The following is a 23,598-nucleotide window of genomic DNA, read 5'->3' as shown; positions in this document are numbered from 1 at the left end:
TTTCAGCATGCCCCAACACGGGGCCGGGTTTCGGCGGGACGCATTCCGCCGGGCGGGGTTCCGCCCTAGTGGGGGGCAGCTAGTCTGCCGCCATGGCCGCTCTGCCACTTGTCCAGAAGGTGGTGATACATCCTGAGGACGGCTCTGTAGAGGCCAACGGCCAGTGCGTTGATGAGTAGAACGACCGCTTGCACGGCGCCGGCACCGAGCAGAAGCAGGCCAAGAATTGCGAGCGCCGGCAGGAACATAAGAAAAACGGCTATGGCAACGGCAATGTAACCTAGGCCGTAGCTGACGATTGTCGCCTGGTCCACTGGAATCCATTCACAACAAGCTCAATGACTCCGGATGCTGCGTTCCCCTCTGCAGCTAGGGTGATGTGGTCCCCGGCTGCTTCTGCATCCGGGGACCACTTAGCGGGAATAGGATCCGCACGCTGATGATGCTGCATCTGCACATTATGCGCCGTGGCGTTCTCTGAAAGCTCTCCGCCCAACAAGCAGCTTTGCGTTTACCGGTATCCCGTCCCGGTCCATGAGGCGTTGATTTGCTGCCGGGGACCCCCTCCTGACCTAAATTCCGTTACTGGCTGATACCGATTTTTATAGCATCGCGCCACAGGGCTGGCAAGAGAATTTTCGAGGGCACGGGCCACGGGTGCTTGCCAGCTACTAAGCATGCTGATTAACTCATCTCTATAGCTGGTGCCACACCCGCGGTACCTGTCTGGTGGAAAGGAAAGTGCGTCATGGGAATTCTTGGATTTCTCCTGCTCGGTCTGATTGCGGGGGCCATTGCAAAAGCCATTCTTCCCGGGAGGCAGGGCGGCGGTTGGATTGTCACCCTCGTCTTGGGTGTCGTCGGGGCTATCCTCGGCGGCTGGATCGGTTCGCTGATCTTCGGTGGTGGCTTGGGTGACTTCTTCGACCTGAGGACCTGGCTGTTGTCCATTCTCGGAGCCGTCATTGTGTTGCTGATTTACGGCGCCGTCACGCGCAGAAGCCGGGTCTGACCCGATTTCATAGCGCAGGACCTGCGAGTGGGGCCGGCCCAGACAAGGGCCGGCCCCACTGGTTCACTCGGGGGAAAGGGCTCGCGGCCGGTTGGGAGGTGCTCATGACGTACGCTTCGGAGGAATGGACGATGCGCCGTCAGGTCATGGATGTCATCATCGACGTCCTTTCCGCGGTTGCCACTGGGCCCGACGTCCGCGTCAGCCTGTTGCGCCACCTTGAGGAAAACCCTGGCAATCCGGAAAGGGCACTGCTGGCCCACCTGTCGGACCGGAGCATCGCCGACGACGTCGCGTAGCGGCTTCAAGCCGAAACCAGGGGAGGTTACCGCCGCGGCCGCAGAGCGCCGCGCAGCGCAAACCCGACGGCGCATACCAGCGGCAGCAGGCAGGCGGTCAGTGACAGGGGATTGGGGCGGAAAGTCAGCCGCCCGCCGTCGTCGTCCGTATACACACCCAGGGGGAACACGAGTCCCCCTCCTCCTCCGCCGGAGCCGGCAGCTTCCGGATCACCGCCTTCCGTGCCCCCGCCAAACCCGAAGGTGACCAGCGCAACCGGGATGATCTCTTTCCCGCCGAGCCGGACCGGATCCCCGTAGGCCCTGGAAACTCCCACGTTCCTGAAGCTTTCAGTGAGGGACTTCATCGCGTCTGCCATGAGTGCAGCCGATCCTCAGGACCAGAAATCCGCGGCCTTGGCGGTGTCTTCAGGGAATTCGTATACCTCGCTGACTTTGCCGTCCTTCAGTGTGAAGACGAGGACGGTGCGCTGGTCGATCGCCGCACCGCTGCGTTGCGCGTGCACCCGCTGGAAGCCAACGGTGTGATTTTCCCCGCCGATCAGGTCATCCAGATCGACTTTGATTGTGCCGTCAGACCGTGTGAACAGTTCGCCGAAGTAGGCGAGGATGGCGCCGAGGCCCTGCTTGTCACCGGACAGCCCGCCGGTGCCTCCCAGATGCCAGACGGCGTCCTCCGTGAACAGGCCGCGGAGAGTGTCCATGTCGCCTGCACCGAACGCTTCGTAACCCCGCCGCACCAAGTCAACATCTTCCCGGGTTCCCATTTCGCCACCTCACCGTCGTCGTTGTCGGATCCCAGCGAGGAAAGGTTAAGCCCGCGCAAGTACCGTGTCGATGGTCATTTGATCGCCGGTGTCCAGTCTCGCGGCGTCAGTGGCCCGGGGAATGTGAAATTCCCGCACTTATCCATTCATGCAGTGAAAATCGCAGTAAATTTTCTCCATCGAACGGCTGTTCCGTCAGTTTGGCCCCTACGATGGGCTCGTCTCATAACTCAGAACCCGTGGGGGGAAATCCATGAGCTATCAGCAATATCCGCAGCAGCAGGCCTACCAGGCGGGGGCCGGCGAACCGCCGCTGTGGGCACCGTACTACGGGGCGCCCTTTCCTGTAGCAGTCCGCCGGTTTTTCAAGAAGTACGCCACGTTCTCGGGCCGTGCGAGCCGGAGTGAGTACTGGTGGTGGGTGCTCGTCGCGGTCGTGGTCGGCATCATCATCAACATCATCACGGCAGTTGGGGGTTCGGCTGGGGCAACCGTGGCCGCCAACGGTACTGCAGTCCCCGGTCCGGGTGCAGCGGTTGGCTATGTCCTGCTAGCCATCTGGGGACTCGCCACGATCGTGCCTTCCCTGGCGTTGACTGTGCGGCGTCTCCACGATGTGAACCTGAGCGGTTGGTTTGTGCTGCTGGGTCTCGTACCGTTCCTTGGGGGCATAGCACTGCTGGTCCTGACCGTTCTGCCGTCCAAGCCCGAAGGGCAGCGGTTCGACGCGCCGACGGCGTGAGTCCAGGGAACTCCCGTTAGGAGCCCGCCGACGACGGATTATCCGGCCGTCCCGGCGGGCTCCTTTTTGTCCTCTGTGCGGGCAGCAGGCTGGCCAAACGGCATTGACACCGGCTCGTAAAACACCTAGGTTATCGATTGTCGTTATTAACGAGTGTCGATAACTGGGGGATTGATGAGAGTTTTCAAGAGTGCCGCTGAGGCGTCAGACCGGAAGAAAATCGTGTCCAGAACCGATGCGCTTTTCCTGATGGTTGCCTCGGGGGCGGCTGCAGTCGCGACGACGGTCCTGACGGTGTGGGGCATCGTTGCCTCCTCTACGGGGCAGGTTACGCTCACGCTTCCTGTGGCAACGCCGCGCCAGACGGCGTCCGGATTGTCGCTGGGGGCTACCGGGGAATACACGGCCCTGGATGCGACCATCCCGGTCCTTCCTTCCGGCCCCGCCGCGCTGCTGGGCTGGGCGGAGGCCCTGAACCAGACAGGTATCCTGGCCGTTCTGGCGCTGATCTTCCTGCTGGCTTACCGGCTTCGGAGCGAGATTCTCTTCACCCCGGGTTCTGCATGGCTTGTTGGTGCCGGCGGAACCGTCCTCGCTGTGGCCGGGACGGTGGGGCAGATACTCGATTCCCTTGCGCGGAGCTGGGTGGCAGACCTGATCGGAGCGAACGGGCACGTGCCGGGGGAGTCCTCCATCTTCTCCCTGGACTTCAACGTCGGTCCGCTGGTGCTGGGCATCGCCTTAGTTCTTGTAGCCGGGGTCTTTCAGTTTGGGCGGCGGCTGCAGAAGGACACCGAGGGCCTGGTCTGATGCCGGCGGACGAAACCACAGGAATCCATTGCCGGCTCGACGAGCTGCTGGCAGACCGCGGGATGACCCTGACCGAACTGAGCAAGCGCGTCGGTGTCAGCCTGGTGAACCTGTCGGTGCTGAAAAACGACAGGGCCAAAGCAATCAGGTTCTCCACCCTGACAGCCATCTGTGACGCCTTGGACTGCCAGGTCGGAGACCTTCTGGTCACCTCGGGCGGCACCGCTGGCTTTCCCTGATCCCGGTTACCCGCGGGGTCTGGACACCGGAAGCCACCGGACCTACCGTTCAGGTGGTGGTTGCTGTGGAAGACGACGGCGACCGCCGAGGGCCCGTAATCGGCCCACCCGTAATGACAGGAGGAAGCAGATGGAAACTGTTGAAGAGACCGTTGATGTCGCAGTTCCGGTCCATACGGCCTATAACCAGTGGACACAGTTCGAGTCATTTCCGCAGTTCATGTCCGGCGTGGAATCCGTCACCCAGCTGAGCAACACCATGAATCACTGGGTTACGAAGGTCGGCGGCGTGAAGCGGGAATTTGATACGGAGATTGTGGACCAGGAGCCGGATGACCGGATCGCCTGGCGCAGCACCGACGGCAAGTCCCATGCCGGCATCATCAGGTTCACGCCGCTGGACGCCACTCACACCAAGGTGAAGGTCCACTTCGAATGGGCGCCGGAAACCGTTACTGAGAAAGCGGGAGCGGCCCTGAAAATCGACAAAATGCAGGTGAAGTCAGACATGCGGAAGTTCAAGGACTTCATCGAATCACGCGGCACCGAAACCGGTGGCTGGCGCGGCGAAGTCGAGGACACTGGCCCCACCGGGCAGTTCTAGACAGGCTCCGGCCATGGACCTGTTGCATGAACAGGTCCATGGCTCGTGCCCTTACGCATATGGTTTCCCAGCGCAGGGGTCCCCTGTGGTGGGGCCCCGTGCGCGCGCACGCAGGTGGCTCGCCAACGCTGCGGTGGCTGCCTTGGCGGCGGGTAATGTGCTGACTGCCTGCACCGCGCCGGAGCCACCAAAGTTCGGGCCTGAGCCACAGGAGTCTGCGCCGGTGCCACAGCAGTCTGGCGAGCCACTGCCGATAACCGTGGAGGTAAACCAGTCGCGTGACCAGTACGGAAAACAGGTCATCCAGCTCCTGCTCACGAACGTGTCCGGCAGGCCCCTGACGGTGGCTGCTGCGCAGCTCGCCTCGCCACTGTTCCGCGGTTGGATCCTGTGGGAGCCAGCCGGCGCCGGCCTCGAATTGCCTCCCGGCCAGCCCAAGAGTCTTCCAGCCAGGCTTCCGGCCCCGGCCTGCGTCCAGGGGCAGTCCACCCCACCGCCATCAGGCATCCAGCAATCAGCCCCGCCGTCCTCAGGCATGCAGCAGCCGGTCGCCACCGTGAGATATTCGGAGGCCGGGCAGGCCGGCGTGCGGGAGGTGGCACCCGTCGCCGTCGACCCCTTCGGGGTCCTGGAGCGGAACAACACCGAGCTGTGCCTTGCCGCAGAGGCTGCCGCCGTGGCGGACATCGTCCTGGACCGCAGGCTTGACGTTGATCCGGACTCCCGCACAGCCGTCGTCAGTCTGGTCATCACCCCAAAGGAAACGCCGGGCGCCCGCCAGGGCGCAGGATCGCTGACCATCGCGGCCATCCGCGGGACCACCCTGATTGCCGAACCGGCGGAGCAGTCTTGGCCGCGTAACATCCGCATCGTGCGGGGAGCCCCACCCACTGAACTGCGTTTGAAGATCCGCCCTGCCCGCTGCGATCCGCACGCCATTGCCGAGGACAAAGTGGGCACCCTGCTGCCCCTGCAGGTGAGTGCGGGAGGACGTGAGGGGCAGCTGAAAATCGCGGCCGGGACGGAACTGCGCGGGCTGATTTACGCCTTTGTGGCGTCAGCCTGCGCCCAGCATTGAAGGCACTATTGGTCCCGGCGCTGGCGGCCCGCGAGGGCCTCCTGCAGTTCCGGCAGGTGCAGGTCGATGTCCCGGGCCACGCCCGCAGCGGCAGCCAGGTCAGCGGCCACCAGGGCGTTCTCCAGCTGGCTGCACAGGTGGCTCATCTGCAGGGCGCCAGCCATTGACGACGCCGTTCGCAGGCTGAGGGCGGCATCCATGGCCACTTCCCGGTGCCCGACACCGACACTCCGGATGATGCGGTCGACGCGCTGTGTGAGGAGCGCTGTGTAGTTATCCGCGAAGGCCTCAGCTGCTGCCGCCGAACATTCTTCCGCCAGGTTCCGAAGGTGCTGCCCGTCCAGGGTCGGCTTGCGTGCCTCAGCCCGAGGCCCGTGTTTTTGCGCCATCCGCCGCTGCCTTACGGATGGGCCCCCTCCGCCGCGGTTCTGGGGCCAGACGACGGAGGGGACGAGTGTGGGTTATGTGTTGGCACGGGAGGGGTGGGTGCCGGTGGAGGCCACGAAGGCGTAGGCCCTGCCCGTGGCGGAGTTCAGGTTGCGGCCCATGATGGCGAACATCCGTTTCTTGAAGGCGCCCGGCGTGCGGACTTTGCATGACCGGTCATCCGTGCCGGCACTGAACACTCTGCCTTCGTTGCCTCAAGGAACTATCGAGTGCCGATCAATACTTGCTCAAGAAAATTCTGTTCCGCTGCCGGCGGTGCAAGAACGGCTCGAGACGTCGGCACTGATGAGCAGTGCGCCCGGATCCGTTCCCGGGGGACGGCCTCCGGTACACCGTGGACGTCTGCGCCGAAGGACGCCTAAAGATGTGGCCCTGGCCTATCGGCCTGCGGGCGAAACCAGCAAAAAACCCCGTACCGCCGCCGAACGAGCGACAATACGGGGTTCTTCCCGAGCTTCCTATCAGAATCGAACTGATGACCTTTTCATTACGAGTGAAACGCTCTACCGACTGAGCTAAGGAAGCACCGCACCAATCAGCCGGGAAACCGGCCGGTTCATGCAAGAGACAACTGTAATAGAGTCCCCGCGTCCGGGTCAAAATGAGCGCCCCGCAGGTTGAGATTGACGTTGGCGGGACGTTCATTCCGCCGTCGGATCCGGTTCAGGCCCGCAACAGCAACGGCCGCCATGCTGGACCCGACAGTGGCGCAGCATGCCTGCGCGCCAGCGGCAAAGGAGCTCGACCATGACATCAGACAGTGCAATCTCAACCCGCCGCGAACTGCGCACTGCCCCAGCGGCGGGCGTGGACTCGGCAGACCATGGCCAGCCCGTCCTGCTGGCGGTGCTGGCCATGGTGGGAACAACCGTGTACGACGGCGGCCTCATGGACCGCGCGATGTCCCGCACGCTGGTGGAACAGGGAGTCCCGGCCGGCTCGGCACGCTTTGAAGGCATGCTCCGCTACGCGAGGGAGCGTTCCGGCATTTCGCGGATGACGGTTTTCGCCGAACTGTTCGACGACCCCCAGGCAGCTGCCAGCGCCAACAAAAAGTTTGAGCTGAACTGCGACGAACTCATCGCCGACGGCGGAGTGCGGGCCGTCCCCGGTGCGGAGGACACCATCGGCTGGCTGCGGGACGCCGGGATCAAGATCTGCCTGGCCACCGGCTTCGGGCGTCACACGCAGAACATGGTGCTGGAATCGCTGGGCTGGATGGGCCTGGCCGACCTCAGCCTGTGCCCCGCGGACGCCGGCCGCGGCAGGCCCTTTCCGGACATGGTGCTGACGGCGGTCCTGGCCCTGGACATCGACGACGTCCGGAAGGTGGCCGTGGTGGGGGACTCCGCTGCGGACATCCATTCGGGCCTGCGCGCCGGCGCCTCGGTGGCTGCCGGGGTGCTGACGGGCTCGAACTCCGAGGCGGCACTTCGCAGCGCGGGTGCCACTGACGTGGTGCCCTCCATCAAGGACTTTCCGTCACTTCTGGAACGGCGGGCATCCCGGCTCTGAGGACACACCGCACCGCAGCGCGCCGAAGTGCAGGACGGCCGCCGCTGCGGCAGGGGTCAGCAGACAGTGTTGTCCGCCGGCTCCTTGCCATCAACCAGGTACTTGTCCACAGCGTCGCTGATGCAGCTGTTGGACCGGCCGTAGGCAGTGTGCCCCTCGCCCTTGAAGGTCATCAGGGATGCGTTGCCAAGCTGCTTCCGCAGTTCGGTGGCCCATTCCACTGGCGTTGCCGGGTCGCCGGTGGTGCCGACGACGACGATCGGTGCGGAGCCGCTGTACTTGACAGCAGACGGGGTGCGGCCGTTCTTGTACGGCCAGTCGGCGCAATTCGCACCTCCGTAGGCGAAGAAGTAGCCCAGCGTGGGGGAGGCCTCGAGGAGCCGCTGCGCTTCTGCGCGCATGGCCGCCGGATCGCTGTTCATGGGGTAGTCCAGGCAGTTGATGGCGCTGAATGCCAATGCCGTGTTGGACGTGTACTTGCCGTTGGGGGAGCGGTCCGCGCCCAGGTCGGCCAGGCGGAGCATGGGGCTGACATCGCCCTTCAGGGCGGCGTCCAAAGCCTGGGTCAGGGCCGGCCAGCTTTCGTTGCCGTACATCGGCACAATGAGGCCGCTGACGAAGAGGTTGCCGCCCACCAGCCGGCCGTCCTTGGCGGTGCGGGGGGTCTGGACCACGGAAGTGATAAGGTCTCGGATCTGCTGGAGGCCGTCGTCGACCGTGCCGCTCAGGGGACAGCCTTCCTCGCCCAGGCAGTGTTCCACGTAGGCGCGCAGCGCCTTTTCGAACGCCCGTGCCTGGCCCAAGGTGAGGTCCTCCGCGCTGAGCGAGGGGTCAATGGCGCCGTCGAGGACCATGCGCCCCACATTGTCAGGGAACAGGGAAGCGTACGTGGAACCGAGGAAGGTCCCGTACGAAAAGCCCACGTAGTTCAGCTTGGAGTCGTTGAGCACGGCACGCAGGACGTCCAGGTCCTTGGCCGCGCTGACGGTGTCGATGTGCCCGAGCACCGGCCCGGTCTGTTCTGCGCACTTGGCTGCGGTGGCCTTGTTGTCGGCGAGAAGCGTGGCCAGCCCTGCGTCAGTTTCCGGCGTGTAGATCTTCGCCCTGGCCTCGTCCCGCTCCTTGTCCGTGAGGCAGGTGACGGGCGCGGAACGCTTGACGCCGCGCGGATCGAAGCCCACGAGGTCGTAGTTGGCGCGCACAGTCTCGGAGAAGTGGCTGTTGCCGGCGTCCCTGACGAAGTCATAGCCGGACGCGCCAGGACCGCCGGGGTTGACCAGCAGGCTGCCCTTCTTGTCCCCGGTGGTGGCGATCTTGACCGCGGCCAGTTCGATGGTGTCGCCGTCAGGCTTCGCGTAGTCGACAGGCACCTTGACCTTGGCGCACTGCAGCTTGTCCTCGCAGGGCTCCCAAACGATCCTCTGGGAGTAATAGGCCTTCAGGCCTGCAGGGGCGGCTGCTGCTATGGAGGGGTCGGCCTGTCCCGTGGAACCGTTCTGGGCGGACTCGTCCTTCGACGGGCCCAGGGCACTGCACGATGCCAGCAGTACGGCCAGCGCCATGGCGCCGGCCGCCCGCATCCCGGCCGCGAGGGTCCGGGGTCGCGAGGACAGAGGCGGTGCAGACATCATGCGGTTTCTCCTTGTGGGCGGTGCCAGCTCGGTCAGGTAAATGGCGGGGGTGCGTGGCTACTGGATCAGGCTCGCGGCCATTGACTCTACGGCCAACAGCGGAGCGACGTTGGTGGTGGTGATTCGCTTGCGGGCGTTGTTGATGGCGTCCATCCGGGCGAGGGTCACTTCCGGCCCGGACCTTTGGGCAAACTCTTCCAGCTCGCTCCTCAGCTCAACGTTCACCAGTTCCACGGCGTTCCCCAGCTGAATGATCAGGACATCCCGGTAAAACGAAAGAAGGTCGGTCAGTGTCCGGTCGAGGGAATCGGTGACCGAGCGCTTGGCGCGCCGCTTTTGGTCGTCCTCCAGCTGCTTCACCTGGCTGCGCATGGCGGGCGGCAGCGTTCCCGTTTCTGGGGCGCCGAGCGTGGCCAGCAGGGCCGCCTTTTCGGCGGCGTCGCGTTCCTCGTTGGAACTCGTGGCCTCCTCGGTGGCGATCTTGACGAGTTTGTCGGCCATCATCACGGCGGCCGTGATACCGCGCAGGCCCAGCGGGAACCGGACCGTCTCCAGCCGCCGTTCCCGGGCCTCGGCGTTACGGGCCAGCCGCCGCGCAATGCCCACGTGGCTCTGAGCTGCCCGGGCGGCACGCTCGGCAAGGGCAGGGTCCACGCCGTCGCGCTTCACCAGCAGGGCCGCGACGTCGGCGGCCGGCGGCAGCCGCAGCGCCACCGCACGGCACCTCGACCGGATGGTCACCAGGACGTCCGCGGGGGATGGAGCACACAGCATCCAGATGGTGCGTGGCGTAGGCTCCTCGATGGCCTTGAGCAGCACGTTGGTGGTGCGCTCTGCCATGCGGTCGGCGTCCTCCACCACGATGATCCGCCAGCGCGCCGACGACGGCCGGTTGCCGGCCGTGGACACGAGTTCGCGCGCCTCTTCAATGGTGATGGTCACCTTTTCGGTGCGGACAAAGGAGACGTCCGCGTGGGTTTCGCCCACAATGGTTAGGCACGCGGGGCAGGTACCGCAGCCGCGCAGGGTGACGTCGTCCTGGTCGCAGTTCAGTGCGGCGGCGAAAGCTTTGGCCGCGTTTGAACGCCCCGAACCCGGAGGCCCGGTAAACAGCCAGGCGTGTGTGAGCCCTTCACCCATGGAGGCTTGCCGCAGCTGGGCGACGACGGCTGGCTGCCCCTGCAGGTCGTCCCAGACGGTCATGGCTGCCTACCGGCTGCCGTCAGGAGCTGCTCGACGCGCGCCAGGATCAGTCCCGCGATCTCCTCGACGGGAAGCCCCGCCTCCAGTACCAGGTAACGCTCCGGCCTGGCCTCGGCGAGGTCCAGGAACGCCTGCCGGATCCGGGCGTGAAACTCGTCGGCTTCGGATTCCAGCCGGTCCTCGGCAGTGTCCCCCGCGGTGCGGCGGCTGCGTCCCTCGGCCGGGTGGACATCCAGGAGCACTGTCAGGTCCGGCCGCAGCCCGGAGGTGGCCCATTCGTTAACGCTCCGGACGGCATCCGTGCCGAGGCCGCGGCCGGCGCCCTGGTAGGCCACCGAGGAGTCGATGTAGCGGTCCGTCAGAACCACCTCACCGCGGGCCAGGGCCGGCCTGATGACCTGGCTGGCGTGCGCAGCGCGGGAGGCGGCGAAGATCAGGGCCTCGGTGTGGGCGTCGATGTGGCCGTGGCCGTGATCCAGCACCAGGGAACGGAGCTTCTCGCCGATGGGCGTACCTCCGGGTTCCCGGGTCCGCAGCACGGTGAGGCCGCGCGATTCCAGCGAGCCGGCCAGCCGGGCCGCCTGCGTCGACTTGCCGGCACCGTCACCGCCCTCGAAGGCGATGAAAAGTCCGGAACTCTGCATATTCACTTATCCAGCCTACCGATTTCCACCGACGAAAATGCCCGGCACCTGCTTCTGCACCTCGCCTGAAGCAGCCGCTTTCCCAGCAGGCAGGCACCCAACGTACCCTTTGACCATGAGTCTTTCCGATCAGCACGCCGCCTCCCTGTCCGCCGAAACGGTGGTGGTGGCCGCCGGCCGTCCGCCCCGCGAACACGATGCGCCCGTCAACCCGCCCATCGTGCTCTCCTCCACGTACTTCGGCACCGGCGCGCTGGACGACGGCGACCGGGGATACGGCCGTTACTCCAACCCCACCTGGGACCCGTTCGAGGAGGCGCTCGGCCAGCTCGAGGGCGCCTCGCTGCCGGGCCTGCTGTACTCCTCCGGCCTGGCGGCGGTCAGCTCCGCCCTCTCCCTGATCCCCAACGGGGGCGTCCTGGTGATGCCGTCCCACAGCTATTCGGGATCGCTGGTCATGGCCGCCGAGCTGGCGGAAAAGGGCCTCCTCGAGCTCCGCACCGTGGACATCGCGGACACCGAAGCGGTGCGGGCCCAGATTGCGCCGCAGGGCGGCAAGGCGGCGGACATGCTGTGGCTGGAAAGCCCCACCAACCCCATGCTCGGCATCGCGGACATCCGTGCCCTGACGCAGGCTGCCCATGACGCCGACGCCGTCGTCGTCACGGACAACACCTTCTCCACGCCTTTGGTGCAGCAGCCGCTCAGCCTGGGTTCCGACGTCGTACTTCACTCGGTGACCAAGTACCTGGCCGGCCACTCCGACGTGGTGCTGGGCGCCCTGGTGACCAATGATGAAAAACTGCGAGAAACGCTCCTCCACCACCGCATCATCCACGGCGGCATCGCCGGGCCCTTCGAAGCATGGCTGGCGCTGCGCGGACTGCGGACCCTGGCCCTGCGGATTGAACGGTCGCAGGCCACGGCAGGGGTGCTCGCCGAGCGGCTCAGCGCGCACCCGGCCCTGGAGAGTGTGCGGTACCCGGGCCTCGTGTCCGACCCCGGCCACGATCTGGCCAAGTCACAGATGAGCGGCTTCGGTTCCATCCTCTGCGTCCAGGTTGCCGCTGCCGGCGGGCTCAGTGCTTCCGAAACCGCGGACAAACTGGTCCGGGCACTGGACCTGTGGCTGCCGGCCACGTCCCTCGGCGGGGTTGAGTCACTCATCGAGCGGCGGCGCCGGCATGCCGCGGAACCGGCCAGCGTCCCCGAGAACCTGGTCCGGCTGAGTGTCGGCATCGAAAACGTCGAGGACCTCTGGGCCGATTTGAAGCAGGCGCTGGACGCGCTGGACCGATAGGCTGGGCTGGTGGACGGACGACTACTGATTTTCTACGTTGAGAGCACGGTCTACTACATCCTGGGGCTGATAGCGCTGGCCCTCGAGGTGTGGGCCTTCTTTGACTGTGTCCGCCACCGGCCCAACGCCTTCGAGGCTGTAGGCAAGCGCACCAAGACATTCTGGCTGGCATTGACCGGCGGCAGCCTGGCCGTCGGCGCGCTGTCCGTGCTCGGCGGCGGAGCGGGCGGCCTCCTCGGCCCGCTTGGCCTGTTCGGCCTCGCAGCCGTGGTGGCAGCCTCCGTCTACCTGGCCGACGTCCGGCCGGCCGTGAAGGACGCCGGCCGCGGCGGCCGCCGGAACATGGGCCCCTACGGCCCCTGGTGACCTGCGTGTGGCCGGCACCTAAACTTCTGGTGCCACGGCTTCCCAGCCGACCGTAAGTTCGCCCAGCCGCCAACGCGAGGGGCCATCCTGCACCGGCCACCCGCCGTCGAGCACTGCCCGGCACATGGCACCCCACCGTTGCCGGTTCCCGAACGGTGCCAGCGGCGCCGCCTCAAGCCAGGCGCGGTCCATCGCCTGCAAGAGCGTGTGGATCCGTTCACCGGGAACATTGCGGTGGATGAGGGCTTTGGGCAGGCGTTCCGCGATCTCGGACGGCAGCACGAAACTCCCGAACCGCACTGACATGGTGAGGCTTAGCGGACGCTCGGTATCGAGGGCAATCCACGCTGAGCGCCGGCCAATCTCGTCGCACGTCCCGTCAATGAACAGACCGTCCGCAGCCAGTCGGCCCTGCACCAGTTCCCAGATGCCGCGGACGTCAGCTTCCTCGTACTGCCGCAGGACGTTGAACGCGCGCACGAATACCGGGTTGCCGGGCACCGGAAGTTCGAATCCTCCATTGTGGAAACTCAGGCCCGGGCGCTCCAGCGCCTTCGCCGCCCGTACCCGTTCCGGTTCAATCTCGATCCCGCACACGCGCACATCCGGCCGTACCGCCCGGAGCCGTTCAAAGAGTTCGACGGCGGTGGCCGGCGAGGCGCCGTAGCCCAGGTCCACCACGAGCGGGTCAGCCGCCCGTCGGAGCCGCCAGGCCTGCGGCCCCGCCAGCCACCGGTCCAGCCGGCGCATGCGGTTCGGGTTGGTGGTGCCGCGGGTCACGTTCCCCACCGGCTTGCCCCGGCTGCTCCGGTTGGTCACCACCCGTTCTGCTTTCTGCACCACGGTCCCAGCCTATCGGGCGCACCTTCCCGGCCCCGGATGCGGCCGACGCTTTGGGCGTCCCCTGCCGCGTGATGTAACTCTCGGCAGCCGCGGGCCGCGCTCGGCTAGGATGAAAATCATGACTTACAAGCTGATTCTGCTGCGCCACGGCCACAGCGAATGGAACGCCAAGAACCTGTTCACCGGTTGGGTGGACGTCGACCTGAACGACCAGGGCCGCGAGGAAGCAGCACGCGGTGGAGAACTGCTGGTTGAGAACAACATTCTCCCGGACATCCTCTACACCTCACTCCTGAAGCGGGCCATCAACACGGCCAACATCTCCCTGGACAAGGCCGACCGTGGCTGGATCCCCGTCAAGCGCGACTGGCGTCTGAACGAGCGCCACTACGGTGCACTGCAGGGCAAGGACAAGGCCCAGACCCTGGCCGAATTCGGCGAGGACCAGTTCATGCTGTGGCGCCGCTCCTACGACACCCCGCCGCCGCCCCTGGATGACAACAGCGAATTCTCCCAGTCCCGCGACCCGCGCTACGCGGACCTCGGCGACGACCTGCCCCGCACCGAGTGCCTCAAGGACGTCCTCATCCGCCTGCTTCCGTACTGGGAGTCGGACATCAAGGAAGACCTGAAGGCCGGCAAGACCGTGCTGGTCACCGCCCACGGCAACTCCCTGCGCGCCCTGGTCAAGCACCTGGACGGCATCAGCGACGACGCCATCGCCAGCCTGAACATCCCCACCGGCATCCCGCTGGTCTACGACCTGGACGAGAACTTCCAGCCGATCACCCCCGGCGGAACCTACCTCGACCCCGACGCAGCGGCCGAGGCGATTCTTGCCGTGGCGAACCAGGGCAAGAAGTAGCCCGCTGCCCGCCGCTGCTTGAGCTTTTCGCAACCAAAAAGGACGACGCCGGCCGGTCACCTCAGGTGACCAGCCGGCGTCGTCCGTTTAATCCCGTGGAGTCTTTGTCCACTTATTCGCCCCAAATACCCCTGAGGGGCCGATCAGTGGACAAAAACTCGAAGGTGGTTGCTTAGCCGTGCCGCTTGCTTAGCCGTGCTCGATGCTGTTCGGGTGCCACGCGCCGGTCACGAGGTAGGTGACCTTCTGCGCCACGGACACGCCGTGATCCGCGAAGCGCTCGAAATAGCGGCTGGCCAGTGCCACGTCCACGGTGGTGGCCGGCGATTCCTGCCAGTCGGGCCGTGCGATCGCCTTGAAGACGCTGAGGTGCAGATCGTTCACGGCGGAGTTGGCCTTGAGGATGTCGCGGGCAACCTCGAGGTCGCGGGTCTCCAGCAGCTGCGTGAGCTTGTTCGCGATCTCGATGTCCTGCTCGGCGAAGCTCTTGAACGTCCCGGTGAGCGATTCCGGGATCACCGTGGAGGGGAACCGCAGCCGGGCGAGCTGGGCGATGTGGCGGGCAAGATCGCCCATGCGCTCCAGGGATGCGCTCATCCGCAGCGAGCCGACGATCATCCGCAGGTCGCTGGCCACGGGGCCCTGCAGGGCAAGGATGTCGATGGCCCGCTCGTCGAGGCTGTTCTGCAGGAAGTCGATCCTGGCGTCGGCGGCGATGACGTCCTGTGCCAGGTCGACGTCGGCACTTTCAAACGATGTGGTTGCCTTGCCGATCGCTTCGCTGACCAGCTTTGAAATCTCGATGAGGTCCTCGCCCACATGGGCCAGCTCCTCCTGAAAAACCTTGCGCACGTAGGCGTCCTTTCCTTGGAAACTCCGCCCCGCCGCGGCGGTCAGAATTTCGTGTCACCGTTCCGGCAGTCCAACGGCACACTCTTCCAGTGTTCGGTGAACTGTTGCATATCTCAAGATGAACGTTAGCTGAATCCGCACTGCGTGGGCCGTTTATCGGATATTGGGGCTTCCCGGAAGCATAAGCTGGAGGCGTGGATCCAATGCTCTTAGGTGTCATCGCCGGCCTGCTGGGCCTGTCGTTCGGCGTCTTTGGCGTGCTCGCGTTCCGCGCCAGCGAGAAGCAGCGCGAGCTCGTGGACATCGAGTACGACGAACCGGCGCTGCCCCAGGGCTCCGCGGAAGTCCTCGCCGTCGTCGGGCAGGCGTTCGTGGTGGTGGACGCAATTGACGGCGTCGTCCGGGCCAGTCCGGCGGCGTACGCCTACGGCCTGGTCCGCGGCCACACCGTGGTGCACCGCGAACTGCTGGACATGACGGCGAACGTCCGCCGTGACGGCGTCATTCTGGAGCGGCAGCTCGAACTGCCCCGGGGTCCGCTTGGCCAGGGAACCATCATCGTGCAGGTCCGGGCAGCAATGCTGGGCGAGGAATACATTGTCCTGCTGGCCGATGACCGCACCGAGATCACCCGAACCGAGGAGATCCGCAACGACTTCGTGGCCAACGTGTCCCACGAACTGAAGACGCCGGTGGGCGCCATCTCGCTGCTGGCCGAAGCACTGGAGTCGTCGGCGGACGACGAGGATGCCGTCCGCCGCTTCGCGAAACGCATGCACAAGGAGTCGGCCCGCCTCGCTGCGCTGGTGCAGGACATCATTGAGCTGTCCCGGCTGCAGGGCGCCAACGTGGCGCAGCAGGGGCACCCCGTGGATATCAATGACGTTATCTCCGAGGCTGTGGACCGGTCGCAGCTGCCCGCCGAGAGCAAGAACATCCAGATCGTCATCGGCGGCCGCGCCGAGGCCAAGGTCTACGGCGACCAGGACCTGCTGGTGACGGCGCTGCGGAACCTCATCGACAACGCCATCCGGTACTCGCCGGAAAACACACGGGTGGGCATCGGCGTGCGGTCCAAGGAAGGCCTCGTTTCCGTTTCAGTCACTGACCAGGGCGAAGGCCTGTCACCCGAGGACCAGGAACGGGTGTTCGAGCGTTTCTACCGGGTGGACGCGGCCCGGTCCCGCCACACCGGCGGAACCGGTCTGGGCCTGAGCATCGTCAAGCACGTTGTTTCCAACCACGGCGGGGAAGTCACGCTCTGGTCCCAGCCGGGCCAGGGCTCCACGTTCACCCTCCGGCTGCCGGAGATGGAAGTGCAGGAAGAGGAGGCCGCGCCGGAACCGCGCCCCCGTTCCGGGGACGCCCGCGCCGCCAAGGAAGCCAAAGCGCTGGCGCCCGCTTCACCGCAGGGCCAGCCTGACCGGGCGCAACAGGCCAAGGAACCACACGACGCCGCCGGCGTCCACGAACGAGGAGCTAACGCTTGAGCAGGATTCTGATTGTTGAGGACGAGGAGTCGTTCAGCGATCCCCTTTCCTATCTTCTGGGCAAGGAAGGGTTCGAAGTGGAGGTCGTGGACAACGGCCTCGACGCCATCACGGAATTCGACCGCAACGGGGCAGACCTCGTGCTGCTCGACCTGCAGCTGCCGGGTCAGTCCGGCACGGAGGTCTGCCGGCAGCTTCGGCAGCGCTCCACAGTCCCGGTCATCATGCTGACCGCCAAGGACACCGAGATCGACAAGGTCGTCGGGCTTGAGCTGGGCGCAGACGACTACGTCACCAAGCCCTACTCCTCCCGTGAGCTGGTGGCCCGTGTCCGCGCGGTGCTGCGCCGCCAGGGCGAACCGGAGGAACTCATCTCATCCACCGTCCATGCCGGCCCGGTGCGGATGGACATCGAGCGGCACGTGGTCAGTGTCGACGGCGAGCAGGTGTCGCTGCCGCTGAAGGAGTTTGAACTGCTGGAGATGCTGTTGCGCAACTCCGGCCGCGTACTGACCCGCGGCCAGCTGATCGACCGGGTCTGGGGCTCCGACTATGTGGGCGACACCAAAACACTCGATGTCCACGTGAAGCGCCTGCGCAGCAAGATCGAGCCCGACCCGTCCCTGCCGCGGTACCTCGTCACCGTGCGCGGACTGGGCTACAAGTTCGAGCCGTAGAAGCTGGCCTCCGCCGGCCAGGCCCCGGCGAGGCGCTGGCCGCGAAAGCGCCGACAACACGAAGAAGGAGGGGTTCCCGGCCGGGAACCCCTCCTTCTTGTATTGCCGCTTTGTGGGCTGCGCTCTTAGTGGCCTTCGGTGTGCGTGGGCGTGGCGGACTCGCTCGGAGTAGCGGTCTGGCTCGGCGTGGCAGACTCGCTGGGGCTGCCGCCCGGCAGGTAGGCGGCGTATTCCTTCAGCGTGCCGTCCACCACGGGAATCTTCACGGTCTTGTTGACGTTGGTGCCGTCCTCGGTGACCTGGACGTCCACGAGGGATCCGGGCTTGCCGCCGGACGTGCTCAGGACGGCTGCGTCCGCGGACTCGTTCAGCAGGGTGTAGGCGTTCTGCTTGACCGAAACTTCAGTCTGTGCGCCTTCTGCTCCCTTGAGGGTGACCTTGACGTCCTTCGACGAGGAGTTGTAGACGGCACCGATGACGCGGCCCGGCTGGTTCTCGCCACCGGAAACGATCAGCATGTTGCGCAGCTGGACCGGTCCGACCTCGGCACGGGTTCCGTCGGACGCGGCGTACTGGTGAGAGGTCTGCTGGGCGTTAACGTAGCCGCAGCCCGTCAGGGCCAGCAGGCCGACGCTCAGGGCGGCTGCCGCCATTGCCATCTTGCCGCTCTGGCCCCGGTTCATCGCAGTGAAACGCACGTCACGCACTCCTCGAAAAGTCTTTGAAACAGTTTTCAGGCATAGCCTATCGGCAAATAGGGGCAAACAAGGATTCGGCCCCGCCACATGACTGGCCCCTCGGCCGCCACCTTAGGGGGTCGCAGGGGCCCGTTCGGAGGCCCGCAACTACCCGTGCGTAACGCTTGTGGGCGTGCATGCGATGCACTATTGTTCGCATTCGTCAAGGGGTCTGAGCGGCTGATTTGGGCCATTTTCCGCGTATTTACGGGGTTTCCGGGCGGTATCCACGCCAGTCATATGCCTTAATCGTGATAGACTGGTCTGCGGGAAAGGGGAAAGTCCACATGGTTTTTGAGGTCGGCGAGACAGTAGTTTACCCTCACCACGGTGCAGCAAAAATTGAAGAGATCAAGATGCGCACTGTCAAGGGCGAAGAGAAGATGTATCTCAAGCTCAAGGTGGCTCAGGGTGATCTGACCATTGAAGTTCCAGCAGAGAACGTTGACCTTGTTGGGGTTCGCGACGTAGTGGGCAAAGACGGTTTGGAGCATGTGTTTGACGTGCTCCGTGCCGAGTTCACTGAAGAGCCCACCAACTGGTCGCGTCGTTACAAGGCAAATCTGGAGAAGCTTGCTTCCGGTGACGTCATCAAGGTTGCAGAGGTCGTCCGCGACCTGTGGCGCCGGGATCACGACCGGGGCCTTTCCGCAGGCGAGAAGCGTATGCTGGCCAAGGCCCGGCAGATTCTGATTTCAGAATTGGCTCTGGCTGAAAAGACCGACGAAGAGAAGGCTGCGAGCGTTCTCGACGAGGTCCTGGCTTCCTAAGTACTAGGAGCTTCCTAACAAGAATTGAACCCCGGTGGCACCGTGCCGCCGGGGTTTCTTCTTGCCCAAAATCCGGCAGCCCGAAATCCCCTGCAGGCAGCACCTGCGGGGTGTTTGTGGCGCCGGGACCGCCCGCGGTTGCCGCTGCGTTGGGAGATGGAGGGGGAGCGGGGCAGGGACGTAGGCTAGAGCGCATGAACACTGCACCCAGCCGCCCTGTGACCGCCGTGATCCTCGTCGCCGCCGGTTCCGGGCAAAGGCTGGGGTATGGCATGCCGAAGGCCGCCGTGCCGCTGGGTGGTGAAACAATCCTCATGCATGCCTTGCGCGGGATCGTCGCGGCAGGCATCGCCAGCCAGGTGTGCATCGCGCTTCCGGCAGGGGAAGAGGAACTTCGCCGGCTCTGCGAGGACTTCCGGTTGGAGCTGGTGGACGGCGGCCCGCTCCTGACCATGGTCGACGGCGGGGCCTCCAGGGCGGATTCGGTCCGTTCCGCTCTGGCCGCCGTGGAGGACGGCACCGAAGCGGTTCTGGTCCATGACGCCGCCCGCGCGCTGACGCCGGAGCAGGTCTTCCACCGGGTGGCCCAGGCCCTGGCTGCCGGCGCCGATGCGGTGATTCCGGTGATTCCGGTGGTGGACACGGTCAAGACGGTCGCCGCCACCGAGGGACCGGGCACGGACATCGCACCCGAACTGGTCACGGGAACCGCCCCGAGGGAGGAGCTCCGGGCAGTCCAGACCCCGCAGGGCTTCAGGCTCTCCGTTCTGCGGCAGGCGCACGAGGCAGCCGCGGGCTTCGATGAGCGCCGGGCCGCCGCGGTTACCGACGACGCCATGCTGGTGGAGCTTCTTGGTGTGCCGGTGCATGCCGTCCGCGGGGCCAGCCAGTCACTGAAAATCACCACTCCGCTGGACCTCATCATCGCCGAGGGCCTGCTCGAAGGTCCCCTCGGCGCCCGTTGGGTGGAAGGCTGATCGACCACATGACGAAAGGCGCCATGACAGACAACGCTTCGCCGACCTCAGCACCCCTGCCACGGACAGGCATCGGCATCGACGTGCACGCCTTTGCCCCGGACAGCGACCCCCGGCCGCTCTGGCTGGGCGGGCTTTTTTGGGAAGGGGAGCGGGGTCTCGCCGGCCATTCCGACGGCGATCCCGTGGCGCACGCCGCAGCCGACGCCCTGTTTTCTGCCTGCGGAATCGGGGATCTGGGTACCCACTTCGGGACAGACCGGCCCGAGTTCGCCGGTGCCTCCGGAGTCACGCTGCTGGCCGAAGCAGCCCGGATCGTTCGGGCAGCAGGCTTCGAGATCGGCAACATCGCAGTGCAGTTCGTGGGCAACCGGCCCAAGTTCGGGCCGCGCAGGGATGAATCCCAGCGCGTCCTGACCGGTGCGGCCGGCGCCCCGGTCAGCGTCACCGCCACCACCAGCGACGGCCTCGGCTTCACCGGGCGCGGCGAAGGTATCTCCGCTGTGGCCACGGCCCTGGTCTACCCGGCGGTGTAGCTGCCGGCGCAACCGGCCAGCTGGGCAGCGTCCGCCCCCACAGCCGAATCGCCTAGGCTGGAAGAAGCACAAGTACCGCAATCCCAGGAGACCCGCCGTGAAAAAGCTGCTTCCCGCCGTCGTGATCGCAGGGATGCTGCTGGCCGGCTGTGCCGGCAGCCCCCGCATGAGCGTCGAGGAGAGCTGCAAGTTCCTGCAGGGCGACACGTTCAAGCCCACGGGCAACCAGCAGCAGCAGGCCGACCAGATCGCCAAGCACTACCAGGAGGTCGCCGACAAGGTGGCCCCGGACGTCGCCGACCCCATCCAGAAGATGGCCGACATCATGAAGCAGGTGGCCGGCACCTCGCTGGGAACCAAGAGCGCGGAGCAGACGGCGGAACTCGCCAGGCAGAACAACAGGATCGGCGAGGTCTGTAAGTAAGCGGGGACATTGGCATCGGCTAATCTGGAGCGGTGACCCTGCGCTTTTACGACACTGCATCCGCCGAAGTCCGTGACTTCGTTCCCCTGGTACCCGGCAAGGTAAGCCTGTATTACTGCGGTGCCACGGTGCAGGGCATGCCGCACGTGGGGCACATCCGCTCGGCCATCGCCTTCGACCAGCTCACCCGCTGGCTTGAGTACCGCGGCTTCCGCGTCACGGTGGTCCGCAACGTTACCGACATCGACGACAAGATCCTCGCCAAGTCCGAGGCCTCCTTCCACCCGGATTTCGAGCAGGAGCCGGGCTCCGTGCCTGAGGAGGAATGGTGGGCGCTGGCCTACCGGTATGAGCAGGAGTTCCTCAAGGCCTACGACACCCTCGGCGTCTCCCGGCCAACCTACGAACCGCGAGCAACGGGCCACATCCCGGAGATGCATGCGCTCATCCAGCTGCTGATCGACCGCGGCCACGCGTACCCTGCCCTCGACGGCTCGGGGGACGTCTACTTCGACGTGCGCTCCTGGAACAAGTACGGCGCACTGACGCGCCAGAAGATCGATGACATGCAGGGTGCCGCCGACGCCGACCCGCGCGGCAAAAAGGACCCCCGTGACTTCGCCCTCTGGAAGGGCCATAAAGAGGGGGAACCGAGGACGGCAAGCTGGGTGTCGCCGTGGGGCGCCGGCCGCCCGGGCTGGCACCTCGAATGCTCGGCGATGGTCACCAAATACCTCGGCACCGAATTCGACATCCACGGCGGTGGCCTCGACCTGCGCTTCCCGCACCACGAAAACGAGATGGCGCAATCCCAAGCGGCGGGCCACGGCTTCGCGAACTTCTGGATGCACAACGGCATGGTCACCTACCAGGGCGAAAAAATGTCGAAGTCGGTCGGCAACACCGTCAGCCCGGCGGAAATGCTGGAGCTCGCGCCGCCTCGCGTCGTCCGCTACTACCTCGGCCAGGCACAGTACCGCTCGGTGCTGGACTACCAGCCGACATCGCTGCAGGAGGCCACCGCCGCCGTCGAACGCATTGACGGCTTCGTGGCCCGCGCCGTCAGGGCGCTGTCCTCCGACGGCGCCCTCCTGGTGGGAACCCGCGGCACCGTGCCGGAGGCGTTCGCCGCTGCCATGGACGACGACCTCAACGTGCCGCAGGCCCTTGCGGTGCTGCACGACACTGTCCGCGCTGGAAACTCGGCACTCACCGATGGCGACCTCGCGGCTACGCGGCACGCGCTGTCCAGCGTGACCGACATGCTCAGGGTCCTGGGCATCAGCGCCGCCGCGCAGCCAGCCGTCGACGACCACGCCACCAGTGCCCTCGGCACGTTGGTTGAAGCGCAGCTCGCTGCCCGCGCCGAAGCCCGCTCAAGGAAGGACTGGGCTGCCTCGGACGCCATCCGGGACACCCTCGCGGCCGCCGGCGTCCTGGTGGAGGACAGCGCCGACGGCGCCACGTGGAGCCTGCAGCGCGGCTAGCCTTCGCGGCTCCTGGCCCGTCCGGTCACCGATTTAACGCCAGTCAGTAGACTGGAGTGCAGACGTACTCATTACAACCAAGGGTGGAACTCATGGCCAACAACGGTCGCCCGGGCGCAATCCGCAAGCTCAAGAAGGGCCCCACCACCGGAACCGGTGGCCACGGCCGCAAGGCACTCGAAGGCAAGGGGCCAACCCCCAAGGCCGAAGACCGCCCGTACCACAAGGCCTACAAGAACAAGCAGCTCTCCGAGCGCTCCGAGGCCAAGCGCTCCGGCGGCGGCGGCCGCAGCGCCGGTGCACGGTCGGGCCCGAAGGGCCGCGCCACCGAGGAAGTGGTCACCGGCCGCAACTCTGTCGTGGAGGCGCTCCGGGCCGGGATCCCGGCGAAGGCACTGCACGTGGCCATCCGCATCGAGATGGACGACCGCGTCAAGGAATCCCTCAAGCTGGCTGCCGAACGCGGCATCCCGCTGCTGGAAACCGGCAAGCCTGAGCTCGACCGGATGACCGAAGACGCCGTGCACCAGGGCCTCGTGCTGCAGATCCCGCCGTACGAGTACCAGGACGCCTACGATCTCGCTGAACAGACCGTGGAGCGCTGGAAGAAGGGGCACGTCGCGAACGCACCCCTCTTCGTCGCCCTCGATGGCATTACGGATCCCCGCAACCTCGGCGCGATCATCCGTTCGGTGTCCGCCTTCAGCGGCCACGGCGTCATCGTTCCCGAGCGCCGCTCCGTGGGCGTCACCGCCGCAGCCTGGAAGACCAGCGCTGGCGCGGCCGTCCGAGTGCCCGTGGCCCGCGCCTCGAACCTGAACAACGCCCTGAAGCAGTTCAAGTCCATGGGCATCTTCGTCCTGGGGCTCGACGGCGACGGCGACGTCTCGCTGCCGGATCTGACGCTCGCCACCGAGCCCGTCTGCATCGTGGTCGGCTCCGAAGGCAAGGGCCTCAGCCGCCTCGTCCGCGAAAACTGCGACCAGATCGTCTCCATCCCGATCGACTCCGCCATGGAATCTCTGAACGCATCCATGGCTGTCGGCATCTCGCTCTATGAGGTCTCGCGCCAGCGCTCCGCCAAGTAAGCCCCGGGGGGACGCTTCCTCACCTTCCGCAGCGAAACGGCCAACGCTTCCGCAGCCAGGTTCACTGGTGCGGAAGCGTTCCGTTTTAAGCGGCGGGGATGAACTGGTCCCCGATAGTTGGACCTGGTTAGTAAGGCCTAGGCTGCAAGGGCCTGGCTTCGGTATTGTATCGGGCTCAAGCCGTTGAGCTTCGTG

Annotated in this window: 30 protein-coding genes and 1 tRNA gene; 19 read left to right on the top strand and 12 right to left on the bottom strand. The window is 65.7% G+C overall.

Annotated elements, in window-relative coordinates; all coding sequences use genetic code 11:
• Window positions 1–65: 65 nt before the first annotated feature.
• Window positions 66–314 (bottom strand): hypothetical protein, encoded by a 249-nt coding sequence (locus tag AC5RWD_RS19850; protein WP_494021656.1) that lies wholly within the window; start codon window positions 312–314, stop codon window positions 66–68.
• A 434-nt stretch (window positions 315–748) separates the two neighbouring features.
• Here AC5RWD_RS19850 and AC5RWD_RS19845 point away from each other — a divergent pair, with 434 nt between their 5' ends.
• Window positions 749–1,012 carry a GlsB/YeaQ/YmgE family stress response membrane protein gene (locus AC5RWD_RS19845; protein WP_003801204.1) on the top strand — a complete coding sequence of 88 codons (264 nt, stop codon included), beginning with the start codon at window positions 749–751 and terminating at the stop codon, window positions 1,010–1,012.
• 104 nt (window positions 1,013–1,116) lie between these two features.
• Complete coding sequence (locus AC5RWD_RS19840; protein WP_494021655.1) at window positions 1,117–1,311, top strand: hypothetical protein; 195 nt, start codon at window positions 1,117–1,119, stop codon at window positions 1,309–1,311.
• A 26-nt stretch (window positions 1,312–1,337) separates the two neighbouring features.
• On the opposite strand, the gene AC5RWD_RS19835 is transcribed toward AC5RWD_RS19840, so the two are convergent.
• The gene (locus AC5RWD_RS19835; protein ID WP_494021654.1) at window positions 1,338–1,670 is read right to left on the bottom strand and encodes a hypothetical protein; all 333 of its coding nucleotides are present in this window, start codon (window positions 1,668–1,670) and stop codon (window positions 1,338–1,340) included.
• Window positions 1,671–1,685: 15 nt separating this feature from the next.
• A complete protein-coding gene (locus tag AC5RWD_RS19830; protein ID WP_494021653.1) occupies window positions 1,686–2,078 on the bottom strand; it encodes a nuclear transport factor 2 family protein in 393 nt (130 codons plus the stop codon).
• A 253-nt stretch (window positions 2,079–2,331) separates the two neighbouring features.
• Here AC5RWD_RS19830 and AC5RWD_RS19825 point away from each other — a divergent pair, with 253 nt between their 5' ends.
• The 5 genes from AC5RWD_RS19825 (at window position 2,332) to AC5RWD_RS19805 (ending at window position 5,551) form a co-directional block, all read left to right on the top strand.
• The gene (locus AC5RWD_RS19825) at window positions 2,332–2,820 is read left to right on the top strand and encodes a DUF805 domain-containing protein (RefSeq protein WP_494021652.1); all 489 of its coding nucleotides are present in this window, start codon (window positions 2,332–2,334) and stop codon (window positions 2,818–2,820) included.
• Window positions 2,821–3,042: 222 nt separating this feature from the next.
• The gene (locus tag AC5RWD_RS19820; protein ID WP_494021651.1) at window positions 3,043–3,630 is read left to right on the top strand and encodes a hypothetical protein; all 588 of its coding nucleotides are present in this window, start codon (window positions 3,043–3,045) and stop codon (window positions 3,628–3,630) included.
• Window positions 3,630–3,869 (top strand): helix-turn-helix domain-containing protein, encoded by a 240-nt coding sequence (locus AC5RWD_RS19815; RefSeq protein ID WP_494021650.1) that lies wholly within the window; start codon window positions 3,630–3,632, stop codon window positions 3,867–3,869. The genes AC5RWD_RS19820 and AC5RWD_RS19815 overlap by 1 nt, the downstream gene beginning before the upstream one ends.
• A 130-nt stretch (window positions 3,870–3,999) precedes the next feature.
• Window positions 4,000–4,473, top strand: coding sequence for an SRPBCC family protein (locus tag AC5RWD_RS19810; protein ID WP_494021649.1), 474 nt, complete (start codon window positions 4,000–4,002; stop codon window positions 4,471–4,473).
• 223 nt (window positions 4,474–4,696) lie between these two features.
• Entirely contained in the window at window positions 4,697–5,551 is an 855-nt protein-coding gene (locus AC5RWD_RS19805; protein WP_494021648.1) for a hypothetical protein, read from the top strand.
• Window positions 5,552–5,556: 5 nt separating this feature from the next.
• Here AC5RWD_RS19805 and AC5RWD_RS19800 read toward each other — a convergent pair whose 3' ends face one another.
• The 3 genes from AC5RWD_RS19800 to AC5RWD_RS19790 form a co-directional block, all read right to left on the bottom strand.
• Window positions 5,557–5,940 (bottom strand): hypothetical protein, encoded by a 384-nt coding sequence (locus AC5RWD_RS19800; protein ID WP_494021647.1) that lies wholly within the window; start codon window positions 5,938–5,940, stop codon window positions 5,557–5,559.
• Window positions 5,941–6,012: 72 nt separating this feature from the next.
• The gene (locus AC5RWD_RS19795) at window positions 6,013–6,177 is read right to left on the bottom strand and encodes a hypothetical protein (protein WP_494021646.1); all 165 of its coding nucleotides are present in this window, start codon (window positions 6,175–6,177) and stop codon (window positions 6,013–6,015) included.
• A 273-nt stretch (window positions 6,178–6,450) separates the two neighbouring features.
• Window positions 6,451–6,523: transfer RNA gene (locus tag AC5RWD_RS19790), tRNA-Thr, on the bottom strand.
• Window positions 6,524–6,745: 222 nt separating this feature from the next.
• Between AC5RWD_RS19790 and AC5RWD_RS19785 the strand changes: the two genes are divergently transcribed.
• A complete protein-coding gene (locus AC5RWD_RS19785; protein ID WP_494021645.1) occupies window positions 6,746–7,513 on the top strand; it encodes an HAD family hydrolase in 768 nt (255 codons plus the stop codon).
• Window positions 7,514–7,569: 56 nt separating this feature from the next.
• Here the strand turns inward: AC5RWD_RS19785 and AC5RWD_RS19780 are convergent, their stop codons facing one another.
• From AC5RWD_RS19780 to tmk, 3 genes are read right to left on the bottom strand one after another with little or no spacing between them, the layout of a single operon-like run.
• Entirely contained in the window at window positions 7,570–9,141 is a 1,572-nt protein-coding gene (locus AC5RWD_RS19780) for an alpha/beta hydrolase (protein ID WP_494021644.1), read from the bottom strand.
• A 60-nt stretch (window positions 9,142–9,201) separates the two neighbouring features.
• Window positions 9,202–10,347, bottom strand: coding sequence for a DNA polymerase III subunit delta' (locus AC5RWD_RS19775; RefSeq protein WP_494021643.1), 1,146 nt, complete (start codon window positions 10,345–10,347; stop codon window positions 9,202–9,204).
• On the bottom strand, window positions 10,344–10,991 hold the full coding sequence (gene tmk, locus AC5RWD_RS19770; RefSeq protein WP_494021680.1) for a dTMP kinase: 648 nt from the start codon (window positions 10,989–10,991) through the stop codon (window positions 10,344–10,346). The genes AC5RWD_RS19775 and tmk overlap by 4 nt, the downstream gene beginning before the upstream one ends.
• Before the next feature lie 115 nt (window positions 10,992–11,106).
• On the opposite strand from tmk, the gene AC5RWD_RS19765 reads away from it, so the two are divergent.
• On the top strand, window positions 11,107–12,291 hold the full coding sequence (locus AC5RWD_RS19765) for a trans-sulfuration enzyme family protein (RefSeq protein WP_494021642.1): 1,185 nt from the start codon (window positions 11,107–11,109) through the stop codon (window positions 12,289–12,291).
• 9 nt (window positions 12,292–12,300) lie between these two features.
• A complete protein-coding gene (locus AC5RWD_RS19760) occupies window positions 12,301–12,657 on the top strand; it encodes a DUF2516 family protein (RefSeq protein WP_494021641.1) in 357 nt (118 codons plus the stop codon).
• An 18-nt stretch (window positions 12,658–12,675) separates the two neighbouring features.
• Here the strand turns inward: AC5RWD_RS19760 and AC5RWD_RS19755 are convergent, their stop codons facing one another.
• Window positions 12,676–13,500: a class I SAM-dependent methyltransferase gene (locus AC5RWD_RS19755; RefSeq protein WP_494021640.1), complete on the bottom strand. Its 825-nt coding sequence runs from the start codon at window positions 13,498–13,500 to the stop codon at window positions 12,676–12,678.
• A 118-nt stretch (window positions 13,501–13,618) separates the two neighbouring features.
• On the opposite strand from AC5RWD_RS19755, the gene AC5RWD_RS19750 reads away from it, so the two are divergent.
• Window positions 13,619–14,365, top strand: a complete 747-nt coding sequence (locus tag AC5RWD_RS19750) for a phosphoglyceromutase (RefSeq protein WP_494021639.1) — start codon at window positions 13,619–13,621, stop codon at window positions 14,363–14,365.
• Between the two features lie 189 nt (window positions 14,366–14,554).
• Here the strand turns inward: AC5RWD_RS19750 and phoU are convergent, their stop codons facing one another.
• Entirely contained in the window at window positions 14,555–15,217 is a 663-nt protein-coding gene (gene phoU / locus AC5RWD_RS19745; RefSeq protein ID WP_307099830.1) for a phosphate signaling complex protein PhoU, read from the bottom strand.
• A gap of 203 nt (window positions 15,218–15,420) precedes the next feature.
• On the opposite strand from phoU, the gene AC5RWD_RS19740 reads away from it, so the two are divergent.
• Window positions 15,421–16,707 carry a sensor histidine kinase gene (locus AC5RWD_RS19740; RefSeq protein ID WP_494021679.1) on the top strand — a complete coding sequence of 429 codons (1,287 nt, stop codon included), beginning with the start codon at window positions 15,421–15,423 and terminating at the stop codon, window positions 16,705–16,707.
• Window positions 16,704–17,384, top strand: a complete 681-nt coding sequence (locus tag AC5RWD_RS19735) for a winged helix-turn-helix domain-containing protein (RefSeq protein ID WP_003801167.1) — start codon at window positions 16,704–16,706, stop codon at window positions 17,382–17,384. Before AC5RWD_RS19740 ends, AC5RWD_RS19735 begins: the two co-directional genes overlap by 4 nt.
• A 125-nt stretch (window positions 17,385–17,509) precedes the next feature.
• Here AC5RWD_RS19735 and AC5RWD_RS19730 read toward each other — a convergent pair whose 3' ends face one another.
• The gene (locus tag AC5RWD_RS19730) at window positions 17,510–18,082 is read right to left on the bottom strand and encodes a hypothetical protein (RefSeq protein ID WP_494021638.1); all 573 of its coding nucleotides are present in this window, start codon (window positions 18,080–18,082) and stop codon (window positions 17,510–17,512) included.
• 326 nt (window positions 18,083–18,408) lie between these two features.
• Here AC5RWD_RS19730 and AC5RWD_RS19725 point away from each other — a divergent pair, with 326 nt between their 5' ends.
• The 6 genes from AC5RWD_RS19725 (at window position 18,409) to rlmB (ending at window position 23,403) form a co-directional block, all read left to right on the top strand.
• Complete coding sequence (locus tag AC5RWD_RS19725) at window positions 18,409–18,891, top strand: CarD family transcriptional regulator (protein ID WP_003801164.1); 483 nt, start codon at window positions 18,409–18,411, stop codon at window positions 18,889–18,891.
• A 194-nt stretch (window positions 18,892–19,085) separates the two neighbouring features.
• Entirely contained in the window at window positions 19,086–19,868 is a 783-nt protein-coding gene (ispD, locus tag AC5RWD_RS19720) for a 2-C-methyl-D-erythritol 4-phosphate cytidylyltransferase (protein ID WP_494021637.1), read from the top strand.
• A 23-nt stretch (window positions 19,869–19,891) separates the two neighbouring features.
• A complete protein-coding gene (gene ispF, locus AC5RWD_RS19715) occupies window positions 19,892–20,404 on the top strand; it encodes a 2-C-methyl-D-erythritol 2,4-cyclodiphosphate synthase (RefSeq protein ID WP_494021636.1) in 513 nt (170 codons plus the stop codon).
• Window positions 20,405–20,501: 97 nt separating this feature from the next.
• Window positions 20,502–20,828 (top strand): hypothetical protein, encoded by a 327-nt coding sequence (locus tag AC5RWD_RS19710; protein ID WP_494021635.1) that lies wholly within the window; start codon window positions 20,502–20,504, stop codon window positions 20,826–20,828.
• Window positions 20,829–20,860: 32 nt separating this feature from the next.
• On the top strand, window positions 20,861–22,315 hold the full coding sequence (gene cysS, locus AC5RWD_RS19705; protein WP_494021634.1) for a cysteine--tRNA ligase: 1,455 nt from the start codon (window positions 20,861–20,863) through the stop codon (window positions 22,313–22,315).
• Between the two features lie 92 nt (window positions 22,316–22,407).
• Window positions 22,408–23,403: a 23S rRNA (guanosine(2251)-2'-O)-methyltransferase RlmB gene (gene rlmB / locus AC5RWD_RS19700; protein ID WP_494021633.1), complete on the top strand. Its 996-nt coding sequence runs from the start codon at window positions 22,408–22,410 to the stop codon at window positions 23,401–23,403.
• Window positions 23,404–23,598: the final 195 nt, after the last annotated feature.

Source organism: Arthrobacter sp. CMU6, assembly GCF_059090205.1.
This window is presented reverse-complemented; position numbering and strand designations above follow the sequence as displayed.